At 54.1% G+C, this 18,670-nt stretch carries 17 protein-coding genes; 8 read left to right on the forward strand and 9 right to left on the reverse strand.

Annotation, left to right across the window (positions count from 1 at the left end):
• Positions 1-480 precede the first annotated feature (480 nt).
• The 5 genes from IEV97_RS05280 (at position 481) to IEV97_RS05300 (ending at position 6,234) form a co-directional block, all read left to right on the forward strand.
• Positions 481-1,011: an RNA methyltransferase gene (locus IEV97_RS05280; RefSeq protein WP_188500480.1), complete on the forward strand. Its 531-nt coding sequence runs from the start codon at positions 481-483 to the stop codon at positions 1,009-1,011.
• 243 nt (positions 1,012-1,254) lie between these two features.
• Complete coding sequence (locus IEV97_RS05285; RefSeq protein WP_188500481.1) at positions 1,255-3,741, forward strand: TonB-dependent receptor; 2,487 nt, start codon at positions 1,255-1,257, stop codon at positions 3,739-3,741.
• Between the two features lie 361 nt (positions 3,742-4,102).
• On the forward strand, positions 4,103-5,110 hold the full coding sequence (locus tag IEV97_RS05290) for a dipeptidase (RefSeq protein WP_188500482.1): 1,008 nt from the start codon (positions 4,103-4,105) through the stop codon (positions 5,108-5,110).
• Positions 5,111-5,289: 179 nt separating this feature from the next.
• Entirely contained in the window at positions 5,290-5,475 is a 186-nt protein-coding gene (locus IEV97_RS05295; protein WP_188500483.1) for a hypothetical protein, read from the forward strand.
• A gap of 90 nt (positions 5,476-5,565) precedes the next feature.
• Positions 5,566-6,234: a hypothetical protein gene (locus IEV97_RS05300; protein ID WP_188500484.1), complete on the forward strand. Its 669-nt coding sequence runs from the start codon at positions 5,566-5,568 to the stop codon at positions 6,232-6,234.
• A 17-nt stretch (positions 6,235-6,251) separates the two neighbouring features.
• Here the strand turns inward: IEV97_RS05300 and IEV97_RS05305 are convergent, their stop codons facing one another.
• From IEV97_RS05305 to IEV97_RS05320, 4 genes are all read right to left on the reverse strand, one after another.
• Positions 6,252-6,806 (reverse strand): DUF4142 domain-containing protein, encoded by a 555-nt coding sequence (locus IEV97_RS05305; RefSeq protein ID WP_188500485.1) that lies wholly within the window; start codon positions 6,804-6,806, stop codon positions 6,252-6,254.
• A gap of 103 nt (positions 6,807-6,909) precedes the next feature.
• Positions 6,910-9,225, reverse strand: a complete 2,316-nt coding sequence (locus tag IEV97_RS05310; RefSeq protein ID WP_188500486.1) for a M20/M25/M40 family metallo-hydrolase — start codon at positions 9,223-9,225, stop codon at positions 6,910-6,912.
• A 220-nt stretch (positions 9,226-9,445) separates the two neighbouring features.
• A complete protein-coding gene (locus tag IEV97_RS05315; protein WP_188500487.1) occupies positions 9,446-10,225 on the reverse strand; it encodes a TerC family protein in 780 nt (259 codons plus the stop codon).
• Positions 10,226-10,295: 70 nt separating this feature from the next.
• The gene (locus IEV97_RS05320) at positions 10,296-10,793 is read right to left on the reverse strand and encodes a YajQ family cyclic di-GMP-binding protein (RefSeq protein ID WP_188500488.1); all 498 of its coding nucleotides are present in this window, start codon (positions 10,791-10,793) and stop codon (positions 10,296-10,298) included.
• A 921-nt stretch (positions 10,794-11,714) separates the two neighbouring features.
• On the opposite strand from IEV97_RS05320, the gene IEV97_RS05325 reads away from it, so the two are divergent.
• Both IEV97_RS05325 and IEV97_RS05330 read left to right on the forward strand, forming a co-directional pair.
• Positions 11,715-12,146, forward strand: a complete 432-nt coding sequence (locus tag IEV97_RS05325; protein ID WP_188500489.1) for a GNAT family N-acetyltransferase — start codon at positions 11,715-11,717, stop codon at positions 12,144-12,146.
• 12 nt (positions 12,147-12,158) lie between these two features.
• Positions 12,159-12,707 (forward strand): lipocalin family protein, encoded by a 549-nt coding sequence (locus IEV97_RS05330; protein ID WP_188500490.1) that lies wholly within the window; start codon positions 12,159-12,161, stop codon positions 12,705-12,707.
• 68 nt (positions 12,708-12,775) lie between these two features.
• Here the strand turns inward: IEV97_RS05330 and IEV97_RS05335 are convergent, their stop codons facing one another.
• The 3 genes from IEV97_RS05335 to IEV97_RS05345 are packed head-to-tail and all read right to left on the reverse strand — an operon-like array spanning position 12,776 to position 15,096.
• Positions 12,776-13,975: a carboxypeptidase-like regulatory domain-containing protein gene (locus IEV97_RS05335; RefSeq protein WP_188500491.1), complete on the reverse strand. Its 1,200-nt coding sequence runs from the start codon at positions 13,973-13,975 to the stop codon at positions 12,776-12,778.
• Between the two features lie 55 nt (positions 13,976-14,030).
• Positions 14,031-14,654, reverse strand: coding sequence for a hypothetical protein (locus IEV97_RS05340; RefSeq protein WP_188500492.1), 624 nt, complete (start codon positions 14,652-14,654; stop codon positions 14,031-14,033).
• 10 nt (positions 14,655-14,664) lie between these two features.
• Positions 14,665-15,096, reverse strand: coding sequence for a DUF4174 domain-containing protein (locus tag IEV97_RS05345; RefSeq protein WP_188500493.1), 432 nt, complete (start codon positions 15,094-15,096; stop codon positions 14,665-14,667).
• A gap of 177 nt (positions 15,097-15,273) precedes the next feature.
• On the opposite strand from IEV97_RS05345, the gene IEV97_RS05350 reads away from it, so the two are divergent.
• A complete protein-coding gene (locus IEV97_RS05350; protein WP_188500494.1) occupies positions 15,274-17,649 on the forward strand; it encodes a TonB-dependent receptor in 2,376 nt (791 codons plus the stop codon).
• Between the two features lie 36 nt (positions 17,650-17,685).
• Here the strand turns inward: IEV97_RS05350 and IEV97_RS05355 are convergent, their stop codons facing one another.
• The gene (locus IEV97_RS05355) at positions 17,686-18,150 is read right to left on the reverse strand and encodes a hypothetical protein (protein ID WP_188500495.1); all 465 of its coding nucleotides are present in this window, start codon (positions 18,148-18,150) and stop codon (positions 17,686-17,688) included.
• 3 nt (positions 18,151-18,153) lie between these two features.
• Entirely contained in the window at positions 18,154-18,642 is a 489-nt protein-coding gene (locus IEV97_RS05360; protein WP_188500496.1) for a hypothetical protein, read from the reverse strand.
• Positions 18,643-18,670 lie beyond the last annotated feature (28 nt).

An 18,670-nucleotide genomic window follows, 5' to 3' on the forward strand; every position in this document is an offset into this window, starting at 1 on the left:
TATTTCAGGTATAGCAACCAGCATTGTTCTATAGCTTCGCCTGTGCGGCGGGCACCTACTTTTTTTCTTGACAAAAAAAGTAGGCAAAAAAGTCAAGACGATTTTAAACTCGCTGACCGCTCAAACACAAAATCGTCAAGAGTGCACGTGGCAAGCGTGATCTGCTTCGTTGCTCCCGTGCAAGTTAGTCTTTCAATGCCTGCCAGTGGTTCGTGTTACAGAGGCTATATCTACAAACTGCCAGTAGCAGCAATCCCCTCTTGAGAGGGGCAGGGGCGTGTTAGTGTCAAATCAGTAAGAGTACCGAACTGCATCCACTAAGAAGCTATAGCTGGAAGATGGCAGAACAGAATCCTGTCAATCCTAAAATCCTGCAAATCCTGATTCTGACAGCCTTTTCGTATCTTTGCACCAAAGCACGGCCTGTGCTATACCTTATAGCAGAAGTCCTTTGCCCCAACACCCATTACTAATAACCCAATGCGAAAACTCTCCATGGACGACCTCAACCGCGACTCGGTTGAAGAATTCAAAAATAAGAAAAAAATACCGTTAGTCTTGGTGCTCGACAATGTGCGCAGCCTCAATAATGTGGGCTCGGTTTTCCGCACGGCCGACGCTTTCATGGTCGAGAAGGTATACCTCTGTGGCATCACCGGCACCCCACCCCACCGCGATATCGAGAAAACAGCTCTTGGCGCTACTGAGTCCGTGGATTGGGAGCATGTGCCGGATACATTGGAGCTGGTAAAGCAGCTGAAAGCACAAGGTTATAAAATTGGTTCGGTGGAGCAGGCGGAGAACAGTGTGAAGTTAAACGAGTTTATACCTGATCCGGAGCAGCATTATGCGCTGGTGCTGGGCAACGAGGTGTTTGGCGTGGAACAGGAGGTGATCCATCACTCTGATTTCGTGCTCGAAATCCCGCAGTTCGGCACGAAGCATTCGCTCAACATTTCGGTGGCAACCGGTGTGGTGGTTTGGGACTTTCTGAGCAAGATCGCCCGCTAAATCATTGAAACACAACACCTAACATCCTGAGGTAAATTTTTCAAGATTTTTAGCCTCCCAGTTTAAACCTTTCCCTCCCAGGCTTGTCTAAAATACGGCTAAAAGTTGAGCCGGGGGAAACCGCCATTTCCGTTAAAAGAACTGCGGCGTACCCCGGTTATTACTTTTCTCTCCCGCCCCCTCTGCCGCCTCTACACCCTGTGGCGATAAAAGCACCTCTTTTGATTACCCGTATAAGAAACTATGAGAATCTTTACTTTACCATTACTCCTCGTTCTTTTCCTACTGTTTATCTCCAGCACCACGCTCCTGGCTCAGGCACAACCGCAGGCCGCTGCCCAAGGCCGCATCTCCGGCACGGTGCAGGACGAAGAAACCAAAGGCCCGCTTGGCTTTGCCAATGTCGTGTTGCTTACTGCCCGTGACTCCAGCCTGGTAACCGGCGCCACTTCGGATATGGAAGGCAAGTTCGAGTTGACCCGCGTGCCCCAGGGGCGCTTCATTTTGCGCATCTCCTCAGTGGGCTATCCTACCAAATTCATACCTAACATCGCCGTTTCGGCTACCAACAGCAACCTGCAGTTGGGCGCTATACCTGTGCGAGGTAGTGCTACGCGGCTGAAAGAAGTGCAGATCGTGACAGAGCGGCCCATCGTATCCTTTGAGTTGGACAAGCGGGTGGTGAACGTGAGCCAGGATATCAATGCCGAAAGCGGCTCGGTGGCCGAGGTCATGCAGAACCTACCATCGGTGACCGTCGATGTGGACGGCAACGTGAGCATGCGCGGCAGCTCCAACGTCACCATTCTCGTGGACGGCAAGCGCTCCGCTCTCTCCAACCTCACCCTCGACCAAATCCCCGCCAACCTGATCGAAAGCATCGAACTGATTACCAACCCCTCGTCGAAGTATAACCCCGAAGGCACATCCGGCATCATCAACCTGGTGCTGAAGAAGGAGAAGAAGCCCGGCTTCAACGGCTCTGCCTCCGTCACGGCCGGTACCTACGACAACTACAACACGTCACTCAACCTGAACTACCGCTACTACAAGTGGTCGCTGAACTCGGGCTACGACTTCAGGCAGCGCACCCGACCGGGATGGAGCAATAGTTCTACTACCAACTACCACTTCAACGACTTCGGTCAGCAGGACAGCACCAGTTATCGTCTGCAGGAGGGTACCCGCAACAGCAAGGACGTCTCGCACAGCTTCCGCTTGGGTGCCGACTATTTTCTGACGCCCCGCCATACCTTGTCAGCCTCTGGGATCTACCGCTTCGGCCGTGACACCGGGTACAACAACATCTTCTACCGCTTCGAAGACGAGAACCGCCAATTGGTAAACACCCGCACCCGCAACACCGACGAGGAGGAGAATGAAAATGCCGTGGATGTGACGCTGGGCTATCGGCAGACCTTTGAGCGGAAAGGGCAGGAACTGACGGCCGACATCGTCTACAACACCAACATCGACGACGAAGTGGCGCTGTTCAATGAGCGGAGCAGCCTGCAAGGCGCCTTCCCGGAAATGCAGCAGACGCTGGTGGACGATGCCAACCGCGAGGTTGTCGCCAAAGCCGATTATGTGCACCCCATTTCGGAAAACAGCAAGTTCGAGGCGGGCTTCCGGAGCTCCTTTGAGCGCCTGGATGAGGATTCACGCTTCTTCAACCGCAACAACGAGACCGGCGAAATGGTGTACAGCACCGACCAGAGCAACCATTTCGTCTTCGATCAGAACATCTACTCCGTCTACTCCAACTACAGCAACCGATATAAGTCCATCAGCTACCAGGTGGGCTTGCGCGCCGAGCAGACCGTCACTAAAACCGACCTGCGCACCGAGGACGAAAAGAGCAGCAACGACTACTTCAGCCTCTTTCCGACGCTCTTCATCACCAAGGATTTCAACCCGGACAACAAGCTGCAGTTCAGCTACAGCCGTCGCATCAACCGACCGCGCAGCCGTTTCCTGAATCCCTTTGTGGACCGCTCGGACCGGTTCAGCGTGCATTACGGCAACCCGGAGCTCAAGCCGGAATTTGTTAACTCGCTGGAGTTGGGCTACCTGAAGTACTGGGGTGAGGCTTCTATCAACGCGACTGTCTTCTACCGCCACACCATGGATGAGATAGAGCGATTCCGCAAGGCAACCCAGGTGATCGTAGGCAACGACACCATACCTGCCACCGAAACCACGTTCCTGAATATCTCCGACAACCGGGCCTATGGGGCTGAGCTCGGCTTCAACTACCCGGCTACGAAGTGGTGGCGTATCAACGGCAGTATCTCCGGTTTCCGGACGCAGCTCAACACCACCCAGGGCGACACAGAGCTGAGCAATGCGCAATTCAGCTGGAACTCGAAGGTGAACTCCACTTTTACTGTGTGGGAGGACCTCAACATCCAGCTCTCCGGTTTCTACCGCTCCCCAATGGCTGACATTCAGGGCCGTATGGAGCAGATGTTCAGCGCTGACCTGGCCATGAAAAAAGACGTGCTCAAGAAGAACGGCACCATTTCCTTGCGCGTATCGGACGTGTTTAATACGCGGCAGTTCAACTTCCTGAGCTTTGGCCCGGAGTTCAGGACCGAGAGCGAGAACCGTCGCCAGAGCCGCATTATCTACCTGGGCTTCACCTACCGCCTCAACAGCGAGGGCAACAACCGCGAGCGCCGCCGACCAAACGAGCAGAACGGTGGGGACGATGAGGGTTTTGAGAATTAAAACTTGTGAAGAAACAAGAAGCCGGGGAGAGATCTCCGGCTTTTTTGTTGAGGCCCCTCTCCCCTATCATTCCCTCTCGTTTCTGTCATTTCGACGAAAGGAGAAATCTGATACCTACTGGCCGTACATCGAGTGCCTGCGGTGATGCGGCCTTTCTGAAAACGGCAAGGAGGTAAAGGAGGAGGCAGTTATGTACTGTCCAGCATCTTTTACCGCCAGCTCCCGCTGCGCCCGAACCGGCAGTAATAAGGGTTACAGACTTCTCCTTTCGTCGAAATGACAGATGAGTAACCGAAATGACACGCCGCTATACCTTCTGCCCTGCTTCTCCGTATCTTAGACCGAACAAAAAACCAACTCCATGACACTTCCCGCCCGACTGCCCATCATCGACCTGCACTGCGACCTCCTCGTATACCTGTCGGACGTGCCCGATTCGGCCATTGACAACGTAGCCGAGATCGGGTGTTCGTTGCCGGCTCTCACGCAAGGCAATGTGCGGTTGCAGACGATGGCTATTTACTGCGCCACCGCGCCAGGAAGCACGAACTATGCTCACTTGCAGGCTGAGATATTCCGCAAACTGGCCACAGACGAGCGCAGCTGCCTGACGGCGGTGACGGACATGGCTTCCTTACAGCATGCGCTGAGCGGACGAGGCGATATCGGTATGATTGCTTCCATTGAAAACGCCTCTGGTTTTTGTGAGGAGGACGAACTGCTGGAAGATGGCTTTAAGAAACTGGAGAAGATCATCGAAGCGGTGGAGCGGCTTTTGTACATCAGTTTCACCCACCATATGGGCAATCGCTTCGGGGGCGGCAACATGACAGACCGGGGCATCACCCGCGACGGCAAAATGCTGCTCGACTACCTGCATGGCCGCCGCATCGCCGTGGACTTTTCGCACACCAGCGACGCCCTGGCCTACGACATCCTCGAGCACATCGACCGCGAAAGGCTCGATATACCTGTCATGGCCAGCCACTCCAACTTCCGGCCGGTATGGGAGCACAACCGCAACCTGCCCGACGAGATCGCGCAGGAAATCATTCGCCGGCAGGGGCTGATCGGCATGAACTTTTTGCGGGCCTTTGTGAACAATGAACAGCCCAAAGCCTTGCTGCAGCACATACTTTATGGCTTTGAGAAAGGAGCCGAAAACAGCATCTGCTTCGGAGCCGACTACTTTTACACCTTGGACTCGCCAGACCTGAGCCGTGTGCCTTACTATTTCAAAGAGCACGAGCATGCGGGCACCAGCTATACCTATTTGCTGGAGCAGCTGCAGGAAACGCTCTCGCCTGCGCAGCTTGAGAAACTCGCCTTCGGAAACGCACAGCGCTTCATGGAGCGCATCTGGTCCTGATTCAGGCTTTAATCCTATCTTTCGCTGTAGCAAAAACAGCTATTTTTTGCATAAAATCTTGTGCTGAAAATAATATTTATTATATTTAAAGTGGACTATATAGAGGTTGTTCAAAACAGGGCTTTCTCTGTTACAACACACTTCTGTATGGGAGGTCTGTCACCTTATAAAAAGCTACTATGAAATTTATCGGACTGTTTCTCCTGCTTGCCGGACTGGTTTCGCTCGTTATGGGTCTTACAGGTGCCAACCTGCTGGCGTTAAACTGGGTTAACCAGTGGGGCGAAGGCATTGGCTGGGCTATACGGGCGGGCGTCACGGCACTCGGTGGGGTATTGTACTATATTTACCGACACGAAGATTAGGGCCATTCGCTTATTTTCTATATAGAAACTTTGCCATGTGCAAACAAACTCCGTATACGCAAATACTGTACAACAAAAGTCGACTAAACCATGGACTCTCCGCAGTACGCACCATACTATATTCAGATAAATGAGCTCTTCATTGACACGGTCGTAATAGACGACACGGAGTTCATCACGCTTTGGTGCTTCACTGTGCTTGATGATGAGTACAAGTTCATTTACCTGGGCTGCGACTTCACACAGTTTAACCAGATTCTGATCGGCGCCGGCGACAAAGGCAAAGAGATCGCGCTGCACATGGCCAACGTGCTCAACAGCGACCACGATTCCCCTACCCTGGTGCCCATCAAAGAGCAGTTCGACGACTACCTGGAGCTAACCGGTTTCGACCTGATCGTGTATGAGCCGCTGGCCGTGGATGATGAACTGGAGGATGAGTACGAGGACGATGATGACCTGCCCCTGGAGCAACTTCTGGGCGGTGGCAGCAAGCGCTCCGACAACACCTCGCAGAAGTACCTGATCTACCAGCTCGACAAGCTATACCCCTCCAAGATCTTCGAGCCCGAGAAGCTGCAGCGCGAAAGCATGACAGAACAGTTTGAGGACGACTCGCTGGAACTGGCGCAGCTTTATTACGATTACCTTAATGCCTCCGAAAACGGCTACTCAGAGTGCGAGGCCCGCCAGGTGGCAGGCCTTGAAAAAGACCTTTTCTTCCGGATGGCCCGCAAAGCCGCCGACCTCTGGAGCTAATCCTGTCCCTGCTATACCTACCGGGCGCTATCATACTGCGCAGCCAATTGCAGGCGTGCCCGCAGCTGTAGCTGCATCTCGTTTACCCAATTCCTGATCTCTTCCTCTTCCGCGCGCAAAAGCGTTTCCTGGTAATGGTCCAGCTGCGATTGTTGCGAGGTATACACGTACGCCTTGTAGCGCTCGTCGAACGCAGCACCGGTCAATTTCCCAAACTCCTCTACCGTTGCCCTGTCGGCCGATCCCAGCGAATCGGGCAAACTATTATGCAATCCTTCAGCCCTGGCAACCTGCTGCAATTGCTTCAGGGCGTGGCTGTAGAAGTCCAGCATTTCGGTGCTAAGGGCTTTAACCTCTTCGGATTCGGATCGTTCAGTCGCCAGTCGTGCCAACTCGGCCTGCAGCATGGTGGTGCTGGCGGCATAGTCCAGGAAGGCGGCGCTGCGGCTCATCTCCTTTACAACGGGCGGCGTGTCGGTTTTGGCCTGTTCGGTTTTGGGGCTTTCGCCGCAGGCGATCATGAACAGGAACAGCAGCCCGAAGGCCAGGGTGAGCAGTTTATCGGTGAGCATAGGTCAGGGTGCGCAAGGTGTCGTTTCTAGCTATACCGTATACCGCGCCTCACAAGTTATGTTTCCTGCCTGGAAACACTCCAAAGTACAGCAATGCCTTGGTTTAAAACCGGTATGACTTTCGAACCAGTGTCAGGTTGCTTTCGCGGCCCTGCTCCGGTATAACGTGCTTGGGCAAGGGCACACGCACCAATTGCTGCGGCAAGCCAATGCTTACATCGTACAGGTAGAGCTGTAGGCTGCTGCTTTGTTTCAGGCGTACTTCCAGCTCCACTTCTTTCGAGTCCGGCAGCCCGTGCACCTTGGCAAAGTATACCGCTCCTTGCGCTGTTTCCATCGGCCCCAGGGTCAGGGTCTCGCCGTTGATAGCGGCTCCCAGCATACCGCCTTCCTCGGAAGGCTGCAGCACCAGGTCGAGGTGGGCGGCTCCTCGTGGTGACTGCAGCCTGATGGTCAGCACACGCTCGCCGGGGGCTATCGCTTCGTTCACCAGACTGGCGACAGGCGCCTCCACAGGTATAGGTTTCGCTACGTTTTTCAGGTACTCCCGCGCGGCCATAGGGTATATTTCGGTCAGGGCACCTGAGGTTGGGTTCGGAAAGAACTGCTGGTTCCAGTCGTCGGTGCGCTTGAAGGCGGACGCCCAGACGGCTACGCTGTCATCGGTGTTGAGGTAGTAGCTCACGTGGCTGTGCAGGGGCTGGATTTCGCTTGGCTTCTCCGCCTCTATGGCCCGGAACAGCTGGATGCCCCCCACAAAAAGCAAGAGGCCCGGCAACAGCGGCAAGGTGCGCCAGCCGAAGCTGCGCTCAATCACCACCAGCAAAGGGATAGCCAAGCCGGCCAGCAGGAGCAGTGTGGCCACCATGGCCACCGGCATCTGCAGCGCAAACACCACAAACAGGAAACGAACCAGCGGCATCAGCATAAAAATAGCAGGCGCTATACCTGCCAGCAACACCAGCACATAGGCCCAACCCACCGGCTGGTGGTGCAGGTCTTTCAGGAAAAGCACCAGCAAGGCCAGCAGGCAGAAAAGCAGCGGGAACATAAACAGATAAGCGGCCGACGGCACTATCACCAGCGCGACAGCCATCAGCAAGAACCAGTGCAGACAGATACCCAGCGCCAGTGCAAACACCGACATCCAGCGCAGCAGCAGCCAGCAAAGAAAGAGCAGCATGCCGAGTGCCAGTAACAGATAGGCCATAAAGAAACGGTCATCGCCGTATACCCCGTTCATTTCATGGCTGTAAGGCAACATGCCTTTCACAAAGCTGTTGAGCGGAAAGAACAGACCTGCGATGATACCTGCCACCAGCAGAAAGCCGATGAAAGCACCCAGCAGTTGCGGAAGGGAGAAGGCTTTTTTGCGCAGGCCCACCACAACACTGGCCAGCAAGAGCACCGTGGTGAGCACCGCCCAGACGATGTTCATCCCGGCCGGGTACTGCACCAGCCAACTGCCCGCCGGGTTAAAGAAGATCTTGTCCTGCGCCCTGGTGTTTTCGAGCGAAACGTTGCCCAGGTGCCGTACCAGCGCCAGCATGTTGCTGCCGTGGTGCTGCAGGCTGTTTCGGTCCAGGTTCTCGGGCGAATCGGTCATTTTATGGTAGTGCACGAATCCGTCGATGAAAGCCGAGTTCACGCCCGTATACCCGGCATCTCTGAACACAGTGAAGTCGGTGTTATTGGGTAGGTTGCGGTATACCTCGTACATCATGGAACTGGCAAAGGGGTAGGGTGCCGCCGCTGCAAACTGCTCCACGATCCAGCCGTTTTCGGGGCTGATCTCGAAGGTCATGCTCGGGCCGGCGTTGCCGCGCGCCTCCACATTCACGACCACGCCCACTTCCTGCGCCCAGGGGTGCTTCAGAAAAGCCTTGGCCCCGTACAAACCGTACTCCTCGCCGTCCGTCATCAGGAAAATAACGTCGTGCTGCAGCGGTTCGCCCCTTTGCAGGGCGCGGGCTGTCTCGAGCATGGCGGCTATACCTGCGCCGTCGTCGCCGGCACCGGGGGTGTTGGGCTGTGAGTCGTAGTGCGCCATCAGCAGCACGGCTTTACCGCCCGGCTGCGTTCCTTTCAAGCGCCCCAACAGGTTGTAGACATAGCCCACGTTGCTGGTTTCGCCCACCGGGTTCACGACCACCGCCTCCTGCACCTGTGGCTGCAGCTCCAGCATCTCCATTTGTTTAAGCAGATACTGCCGCGCCTCCGCATGGCCTGGCGTGCCCATGGCATGGGGCTGGCTGGCCACCTGCTGCACATGTTCCATGGCGCGATCCGCTGAAAAATCGGCAGCCGGCGCATCGGCAGGCAGCGCCTCCGGTGGACGCATCAGGCTGACGCTATACACACTCAGGCCCACGAGGGCGATCAGCAGAAAGAGAGCTAAGAGATAGGGTCTTGTGGACATGGCCAGGTATAGCGAGGTTTTGTACGGTTAATATAGCAAATTCCTATGTATGTCTGTTAATTCTCCGGACTGCCACGATAATCCGGGCAAAGTAAAGTCTATACCTGCTGCACTGCGCTTCGGCCATACTGCAGCTGGGAGCTTCTGAGAAAACGAATGGCATTAAAAAAGGCCCCGACAGGTATACTGCCAGGGCCTTTGTTTAAAGTTATAAGCTGATTTAGAGGGAAGGGTCGCCTTCGGACAATACCTCGTTCTGACGCAGATGCACCGGTGTGGTTTTCTTGCGCAGGCGTAGGTTGAGCATCTCCACCATCAGCGAGAAGAACATCGCAAAGTAAATGTAGCCTTTCGGGATGTGCTGGTGCAGGGCCTCTACTATCAGCATGAAGCCGATGAGGAGCAGGAAGGAAAGCGCCAGCATCTTCACAGTCGGGTGCTTGTTCACAAAATCGCTCACGTACTTGGCGAAAATCAGCATAATGCCCATCGCGATGATCACGGCAACAACCATCACCAGGATTTCCTGTGCCAGACCGACGGCCGTCAGGATAGAGTCGAAGGAGAACACGATATCGATCAGGATGATCTGGATGAGCACTTTGCCCAGGGTGGCGGTTCCCTTTCCGGCTTCGTGGCCCTCCTCCTCGCCCTCCAGTTTATTGTGTATCTCGGTTACCGACTTGGCCAATAAAAACAGACCGCCGGCAAACAGAATAATATCGCGCCACGACACCGGGAAATCCTCGTCGGTAAACGGTAGGTTGATAGAGAAGATCGGCTCACTCGCGCTCACGATCCAGGCGATGAACATCAGGAGGATGATGCGGAAAACGAGTGCCAGCGTCAGGCCGATGTTGCGCCCCCTGGCCTGCTGATCCTTGGGCAGCCGGCTGACGATGATCGAGATAAACACAATGTTGTCGATGCCAAGCACGACCTCCATAAAGGTCAGGGTCAGCAGACTTATCCAGGTGTCCGGATTAGCGAATATTTCCATAAGGTGAGAGTTGAATTGTTAAATGGTTGCCGTCAGATAAAAACAATTTAACCATTCAACCATGTAGCCATTAAGATTTCATGTTGACGTACTGAAGCGGCATACCTATTTCTTCGGCGTTTGTACGCAAAACGGCGATCACTTGCTGCAGATCGTCGATTTTTTTGCCTGTCACCCGGATAGTTTCGTCCATGATGGCTGCCGACACCTTCACCTTGCTGTCTTTGATCAGCTTCATGATCTTTTTGGAAGTCTCCTTGTCGATGCCGGCTTTCACTTTGATGTCTTTCTTCACCATCGCTCCGCTCTGGTAGGCTTCCTTGGAAAAGTCGAGGGCGGTGGCGTCGAGACCCTGTTTTACCATTTTGCCGATGAGCACGTCTTCGGTGTGCTGCACGCGCATGTCATTTTCCATGCTGATGTGCACTTCATTGTTTTTCTTGTCGAACTCCAGCGAGCCTTTGGTGTCGCGGAAGTCGTAGCGGTTCATGATTTCCTTGCGGGCCACGTTTATCGCATTGTCCATGATCTGCGGATCTACTTTGCTGATGATATCGAAAGATGCCATAGTTTTTCGGGTTAGGTTAAATGATAAGATTTACACGGTTTATAAGCTGCAAAGTTATTTATCTAATTGTTGATTGCTAGTTGTTGGATGGTTGAATTGTTAAATGGTTGAATTGTTGGTTGGCGAATGAATGGAACGCGCGGGATTTCTCTGTCTGAACCTTTATATAGGGTCCCCACCCAAGGATTTTCAGGATTAAAAGATTGACAGGATTCTTGTGTAAAAGGAACCCACCCCTGCCCCTCCCGGGAGGGGAATCACCTCCCCCAACCCCTCCTAAAAACAGGAGGGGAGCGTGAACGATAGTTATCCTCCGCCCCCCTCTTTGTCGAGGGCCCCTATTCCCAAGGGGGACTTATATCATTACCTTAATCAGGTATAAGCACTGTAGCTTCCGCGGTTTGGGATCCCACTGATTTAACACCCCCCTACCCCCAGACGGGAATTTTAGCTACTGCCATTTTACAGGTATAGGCCTCGTAGCAGCAGTTCCTTTGCTAGACCGGGTCCAACCACCCCTAACCCCTCCTTGTCTAAGGCGGGGAATCCGTAACTGCCAATTCACAGGTATAAGCGCTGTAGTTACAGCATCACATTACTGGCAGGTATGGCAAGACTAACTTGCACCGGAAGCTATGAAACAAACAGCATTAGCCAGGTGCACTCTTGACGATTTTTTGTTTGAGCGGTCAGCGAGTTCAAAATCGTCTTGATTTTTTTGCCTACTTTTTTTATCAAGAAAAAAAGTAGGGCCCGCCCGGCCAGGGCAAGCTATAGAACAATCCAGGTTGCTATACCTGCAACAAGCAGTAGCTATACCACTTGCCCGCCGCTAGGTGAAAAGCGATTATGCAATAACACACCCGCTATACCTACCACACCACATTTTGTAGTAAACTTGCATTATAAAAACGCTACCGAATGAAAGTCATAGAACCCGCTACCCCTGAGCAATTCAAACAGTACTACCAACTCCGTTACGACACCCTGCGCAAGCCCTGGGACCAGCCCGAAGGCAGCGAACGAGCCGAGGATGATGAACAGGCCATACACGCCATGCTGGTGGACGACGAGGGCGAGGCCGTCGGCGTGTGCCGCCTGCACCTGAATACGCCGCAGGAAGGGCAGATCCGCTTTATGGGCGTGCGGGGCGACAAGCAGGGACTGCGCCTGGGCGACCGGCTGCTCAGTTACCTTGAGGACCGCGCGCGGCAGCTTGGAGCTACCTCCATTACCTTGCAGGCCCGTGAAAATGCCGTGAACTTTTACCGCCGCAACGGGTATGACGTAATAGAAAAATCATACCTGTTGTTTGGTTCTATTCAGCACTACAAAATGGCCAAGCAACTCTAACACGTTGCAGAAATGGCTTTGGACAAAAACAAAAAACTTATCCTGACTGCCGGTGCGGTGTTGCTCGGCGCCGCTATCATCAGCAGTTGCAGCAGCACAAACGCACCCCTCGAAACGGTGCCCAACGTGGACCTGGAGCGCTACATGGGCAGGTGGTACGAGATCGCTTCCATCCCGCAGCGCTTCACCAAAGGCTGCCGCTGCACCACAGCCGACTATAAATTCAATACCAAAGAGGGCTATGTGGAGGTATACAACTCCTGCCTGAAAAAAGGCAAAACGAGTGATGTGAAGGGGAAGGCTTTTCCGGTGGAGGGCAGTAACAACAGCAAGCTCAGGGTACAGTTCTTCTGGCCTTTTAAAGGCGACTACTGGATCCTGGAGCTCGACCCGGAGTACCGTTATGTGATGGTGGGTGCGCCCGACCGCGAAAGTCTCTGGCTCCTCTCCCGCACCCCTACCATGGACGATGCCACTTACGCCAGACTAGAGCAACTGGCCAATGCCAAGGGCTTCCCGGTGGAACAGTTGCAAATGACGGATCAGGAGTGCGCCGAATAGCGGGTGTAGTGCAATAGCGTGTGTAGAGCAACACAGTCAGTTAGCTTATAACTAAGCCGGGGCTAGGGTTAAAGCTTATAATCGAGCGGCAGCATATCGCCTACTTTCTCCCAGGCCCAGTACCCTTCGAACAGCACATCAAGCGGGTTCAGAAAATTGCCTGAGGCTTCTACTTCTACCACATTTGACTGCAAAGAGAAAACCGACGTTTGGTACGTAGGCTTGCGGGCGCTGCCTCCATTCAGAAAATTGGAAGTACTGCTGACGTAAGCCGGCTCTTCCTGCTCACCGGTATACACCACTTGCATGAATTGCTCAAAAGACAAACGGGCTTTGCCTCTGCCAGTTGTCAGGTACTCGCTGTAAGGAACGGGATTTATGTCTAACCGCTCTACAAAGCGTGGAAAGCGGGCGCGTTTCAGAATGTCGCTGATGCTGTCGGAAACAATGGTCGTGTTGCCACAGGCCCTCAGGTGCGCCCGCGCGCCTTCTATTTCTTCGTCTGTAGGCCGGTTGGGGTTAGGCAGGCGGTACAGGCGGCGCAGGTTAAAGCCCTCTTCTACAAGGCGCTGCTGCTGCAGTGCCCGGGCAAAGTGCATGGCGGAGCCTCTGTAAGCCGACTCCCTGTTCTTGTCCCAGCGGCGTTGTTTGCTTTTGCTGCCCTGCATCGGTTCGTAACGCGGGTAGCCCTCGAAGGTGACATACCCCTCTTTTGTTCGGTAGGTGAAGTCTGTCAGCTGGTACTCCACCTTGTAGCCCAGCAAATTGTTTTCGATTATAAGCGGACCTCTGGCTGATACCACCAATACGCCACTGCGCTGGTCAAAATCAATGGTCAGCACTTCCGGGTTTAAAAGTTTGCAGCCCTTTGCAATCCAGCTCCGGCCAAGAAAGTTTTCTTTGAATACTTCCAGGTTGTCGTGCCACTGCACATCGCGTTTCCCTTGTACTTCTACTACGCCCAGCACGTGCGCCTTGGGTGTCAGCTTAAAGAGGATGGAGGGAGGCAGGCTATCGGCCTGCACCCGGTGCACCAGCGGTTCGTAGCCCAGGTATGAGATGATGACTTCGTACGTGCCTGCAGGCATTGCAAGCGCGAATTCGCCTTTATCGTTGGTGTTGGTTCCGCGCGTAGTGGTGTTCAGGTAAACCGACACAAATTCAATGGGATCGTTGGTGGCAGCATCTACCACACGGCCTTTCAGTGTCTGGGCCTGCAGCGTCAGAACGAACGAGAAGAAGAAAGAGAAAAGGAGCGCCTGTTTCATATATCTGAAACTACTAATATCTCTCCTTAAAATCAACCCTATACCTGGCCAGCGCTCAACACGCCCGCCACAACCCGGTCGTATCTTCTGCGGCGGTACCGTCAATAGGTATAGGGGACTCCTGCAATACGGGGTCTTCTTCCTGGTTGAAGCGGTCGGCGCTGAATAGGAAGGACACGATGCCCAGCAACAGCAGAAAAACAAAAGGGATGACCAGGTTGAGATAAAAGAAATTGCGCAGCGGCTCGTGCAGTTTCTGGAAGCGCTTCAGGTATAGGAAAAGCAGCACACCCACCAAAAGGTAGAGCGGAACCACGGCATAGAAGATCACCTGCCAGCCAAACCAGTTCTGGTATCGGAAAATGAGCGCCAGCAAGGCTGTCACCAGCGAAAAACTACTGAACGCGCCCAGCAGCGCCAGCCATACGTTCGAAACGATGTAGAAAAAAGACAGGCCGACCTGCACCAGCAGCAGCAACATGAGCACGGCCATGGCGAACACGAACACAAAACTGCCGCCCGTCAGCCCCAGAAACTTCATAACGACCCCTACCACCGCCATACCCATGGCAATGTAAAGCACCAGCGTGAACGAGCGGATGAACGAGATCAGCTGATACCGCACGTCTGCTACCAGCGAGCGTCTTTCGTGCCGGAGGGGATGTTGTTCGAAGGTCATGACAGTTCTTTTAGTCCTGTTTACGCATTTCCTGTCGGCGCATCGGCATCTGGTCGATTATTTTAAAGACCTCTTCCAATGGCACTGCTTTCGGGCTCCGGTATTTTTCCAGCCCGTCTTTCCCCAGCAAAACCAAGGTATAGACACCGGGTGCGACCGCAAACTTTTGCAGCAGTTCTTCCCGCATACCCGCCTCCTTGCCACCTGGTACCAGCTCCAGAACTTCCAGTTGTCGCTCGGCTATACCTTGCGTGTTTTTGCGGACTCTATTTTGTTGCTCAACAAAATCCGCATTGTCTGGTGCGGGAGCAAACAGCAGGAGCACACGTTTTTCCCATTGTAAATCATCCAGTTTCATAGGCGTTTTGGTTTGGGCGAGCAGCAGATGGGGCAGCAGCAGCGCCAGACAAAATGCAGTTCTAAAGAAATGATTCAGGTTCATACTATAGCATACGTGTAGGCGGCATAGTAAGGTATAAGCGGGGGTTTGTCGAACATCAGTGACAATTCATCTATTTTTTTGAATATACTTTAGAATACACCAGATGAATCTCAAAATAATTCCACTACCTTTGCGCCCTGAAAAACACACGCAACCACTACCACACAAAATAAAACCATGAAATCCAAAGCGTTAACCGCTTCAAAGGCCTTGTTTTGGCTTTTAATCATCTGTGCTCCAATCGCAAGCATGGGCCAGCAACTCTCCCAAACCATTCGTGGCAAAGTCATCGACAAAGAGTCGCAGGAGCCGCTCATTGGGGCCACCGTTGCCATCCTCACCACTACCCCAGCCATAGGCGTAACCACCGATGTAAGCGGCAGCTTCCGCCTCGACAAAGTACCAGTGGGTCGCCATACCCTGCGTATCAGTTACCTCGGCTACGAAGAGCAGGTGCTACCCGAGCTATTGCTGGGCTCGGGCAAGGAACTGGTGCTGAACATCGGCCTGAGCGAATCCTTCAGAAAACTGCAGGAAGTCGTGATTAGCGCCGAGCAGCAGAGCAAGGGAAATCCGCTGAACGAGATGGCGATGATCAGTTCGCGCTCCATTTCAGTGGAGGAAACCAAGCGCTATGCCGCCAGCGTGAACGACCCTGCCCGTGCCGCCCAGAACTACGCGGGCGTGGGCATCAGTCAGGACATGAGCAACGAAATCGTGGTGCGGGGCAACTCGCCGCGGGGCGTGCTCTGGCGTGTGGAGGGCATTGAAGTGCCCAACCCGAGCCACTTTGCCGAAGAGGGAGCGGCGGGCGGTGCCGTAAGCATTCTGAGCGTGAACATGCTCGACAACTCCGACTTCAACACAGGTGCTTTCCCAGCCGAATATGGCAATGCGCTGTCAGGTATTTTCGACATCCGCCTGCGCAACGGCAACAACGAAAAGCGCGAGTATGCGCTGCAGGCAGGTATACTGGGTATAGACTTTGCCGCCGAAGGTCCGTTCAAGGCGGGCTCCAAAGCCTCTTATCTGGCAAATTACCGCTACTCCACGCTGGCCATGCTCAATAAAATTGGCGTCAAGATTTCGGGTGATGCTGTGCCTGTTTTCCAGGATTTCTCCTTTAAGCTATACCTGCCCACGGCCAAAGTGGGCTACTTCTCTTTCTGGGGACTAGGCGGTTTGAGCGAGCAGAACGTGAAAGCAGAGCGTGACAGCGAAAAATGGGAGGGCTACCTCGACCGTTTCGACGACCGCTTTCAGGCGCGCATGGCTTCTACAGGTATAAGCCACATCCTGTTCCTCGGCAAAAACGATTACATCGAGTCCACGCTCTCTTTCTCCACGAGTGGCAACAAGGTATGGGTCGACTCGCTGCAGGCAGACTACACGGCCATTCCTTTCTACCGCCACGATTTCGCGCAGCAGGCTACCCGTTTCTCCTCGCTCTACAACCGTAAGTTCAACAACCGCCATACTTTGCGCACAGGCATCATCCTGAGCCAGCTGGGCTACGACTCGTACGCAGGCGGGCGCAACATCGAGTACGAAGAAGGCGAGTTTGTAAACCAGCGCGGCAACACGCAAATGGCGCAGGCTTTTGCGCAGTGGAAGTACCGCTTCACCGAGCAGCTCACCCTCAACACGGGTCTGCACAGCCTCCACTTCGGACTGAACGGCAACACCGTAGTAGAGCCGCGCATGGGTATGAAATACCAGCTCGATGCCGCCCGCTCGTTTAGCGCTGCCGTTGGTCTGCACAGCCGCCACGACGCCCTCACTGCCTACTTTGCGCAGCAGCGCCAAACCGACGGTAGCTATACCCAGCCCAACCGCAAACTGGGCCTGACACGCGCCGCGCACTATGTGCTGGGCTACGACCAGATGCTGCGCGAAGACCTCCGTCTGAAAGTGGAGACCTATTACCAGCACCTCTTCAACGTGCCCGTAGGTATAGCCGAAAACAGCACCTACTCCGCCCTCAACTACGAGCGGGGTGTGAGCCGTGAGACCTTGGTGAACGAGGGCACTGGCCGCAACTACGGCGTGGAGATGACACTGGAGAAGTTTTTCACCAACAACTACTACTTTTTGCTTACCACCTCGCTCTACGACTCCAAATACAGCGCCCGCGACGGCAGTCTGCGCGACACCCGCTTCAACGGCAACCACATTGTGAATCTGTTGGCAGGCAAGGAGTTTAAAGTGGGCAGCAACAAGCAAAACCTGATTGGCCTGAACGGCAAGGTGATGTGGGCTGGCGGCAACCGCTATACCCCGATTGACCTGGAGAAATCAAAAGAGATGAAGTACGAAGTGCTCGACGCAGCCAACCGCTTCGGGGTACAGACGCCCGACTACTTCCGCTCCGACATACGGGTGAGTTACCGCAAAAACAGACCGAACGCCAGCTACATCCTGTCGCTTGACATCCAGAACTTCACCAACCGCCAGAACGTGTTTGGTGTGCAGTACGACCGCATAAAAGAAGAGGTGATTACACGCCACATGGTGGGCATGCTGCCGATTCTGAATTACCGCGTGGAGTTTTAGTGCTTTTCTCAGCTATGAAAACAGAGGGCGGCTGCTTTATTTAGGTAGCCGCCCTATTTTGTGCAGCGGCTGCTCTTTTTCAATGTGCTGCACTGAGTCGGCCACCTGCAGAAACAGGGTGTCGCTAAGCGGCAGTGTATTGGTTTGGTTGTGAAGAGTCAACGCTTCGGAACCAGCCGGGTCGCCGGTGTCGCGTTTGAGGGCACCGTTCAGGATGATGAGTTTGAAGAACAGGATGAAACCAACCACCGCCAGGGCATGGACCAGGAGCGCTCCCTTGTTATGCGTATCGGCTGGGGTTGTAAGTACAGCGATCAACCGTCGGATCAACAGCACAGCGCCGATCACCAGCACCAGCAGCCCCACCATGTGGTGCGCTCCGGGTGCGTGCGCGTACTCCCAGCCAAATAGTAGATAAGTGAGCCAGACCAGCGCAGCTCCACCCGCATAATAAGTGAGTCCGCGTGCTATACCTGTCACAAACTGCTTCTCGATGCGCATATTCTATCCCTGTAGTTTCATATCGGTCAGGTCACGCAGCTCTGCCTGCAGGTCCTGCGCCATCTGTTGCATCTCCTGCATGGCCTGCTCTTTTGTTTTGCGCTGCAGCAGGTGCAGTTTCACGTCATCCGACAGCTTAATGTAGCCGTCGTAGCACTCGAATTGGAAGGTACTCATCGACCCTCTTGACTCGCTAACCCGCTTGTAGTTGTTCCGTTTCACAAAAAGGAAATCAATGCCGGCCAGTGGCAGCATTTCACCCAACGTTATACCTGCAAACCGCACGCCTTCGCGGCAGGTCATTTGTGCCAGGTCAAATTCTGTTCGGTAGTGCGTGAACTGCGTGATAATGGCGGTCGGAAGAAAAGCGTAGGCCGCTACCGAGCCGTTTACAATCATGGTGATGGCCAGGGTGGTGGTGAGCCAGCCGAGCGCCCGGGCGCTTGCGCTGAAATAATGACCGGTGTGGTAGCTGTGTCGGGTGGCTGACATACGCGTCTGAAATGATCGTCAAGATAAG

Source organism: Pontibacter amylolyticus (genome assembly GCF_014638845.1).
GTDB lineage: Bacteria > Bacteroidota > Bacteroidia > Cytophagales > Hymenobacteraceae > Pontibacter > Pontibacter amylolyticus.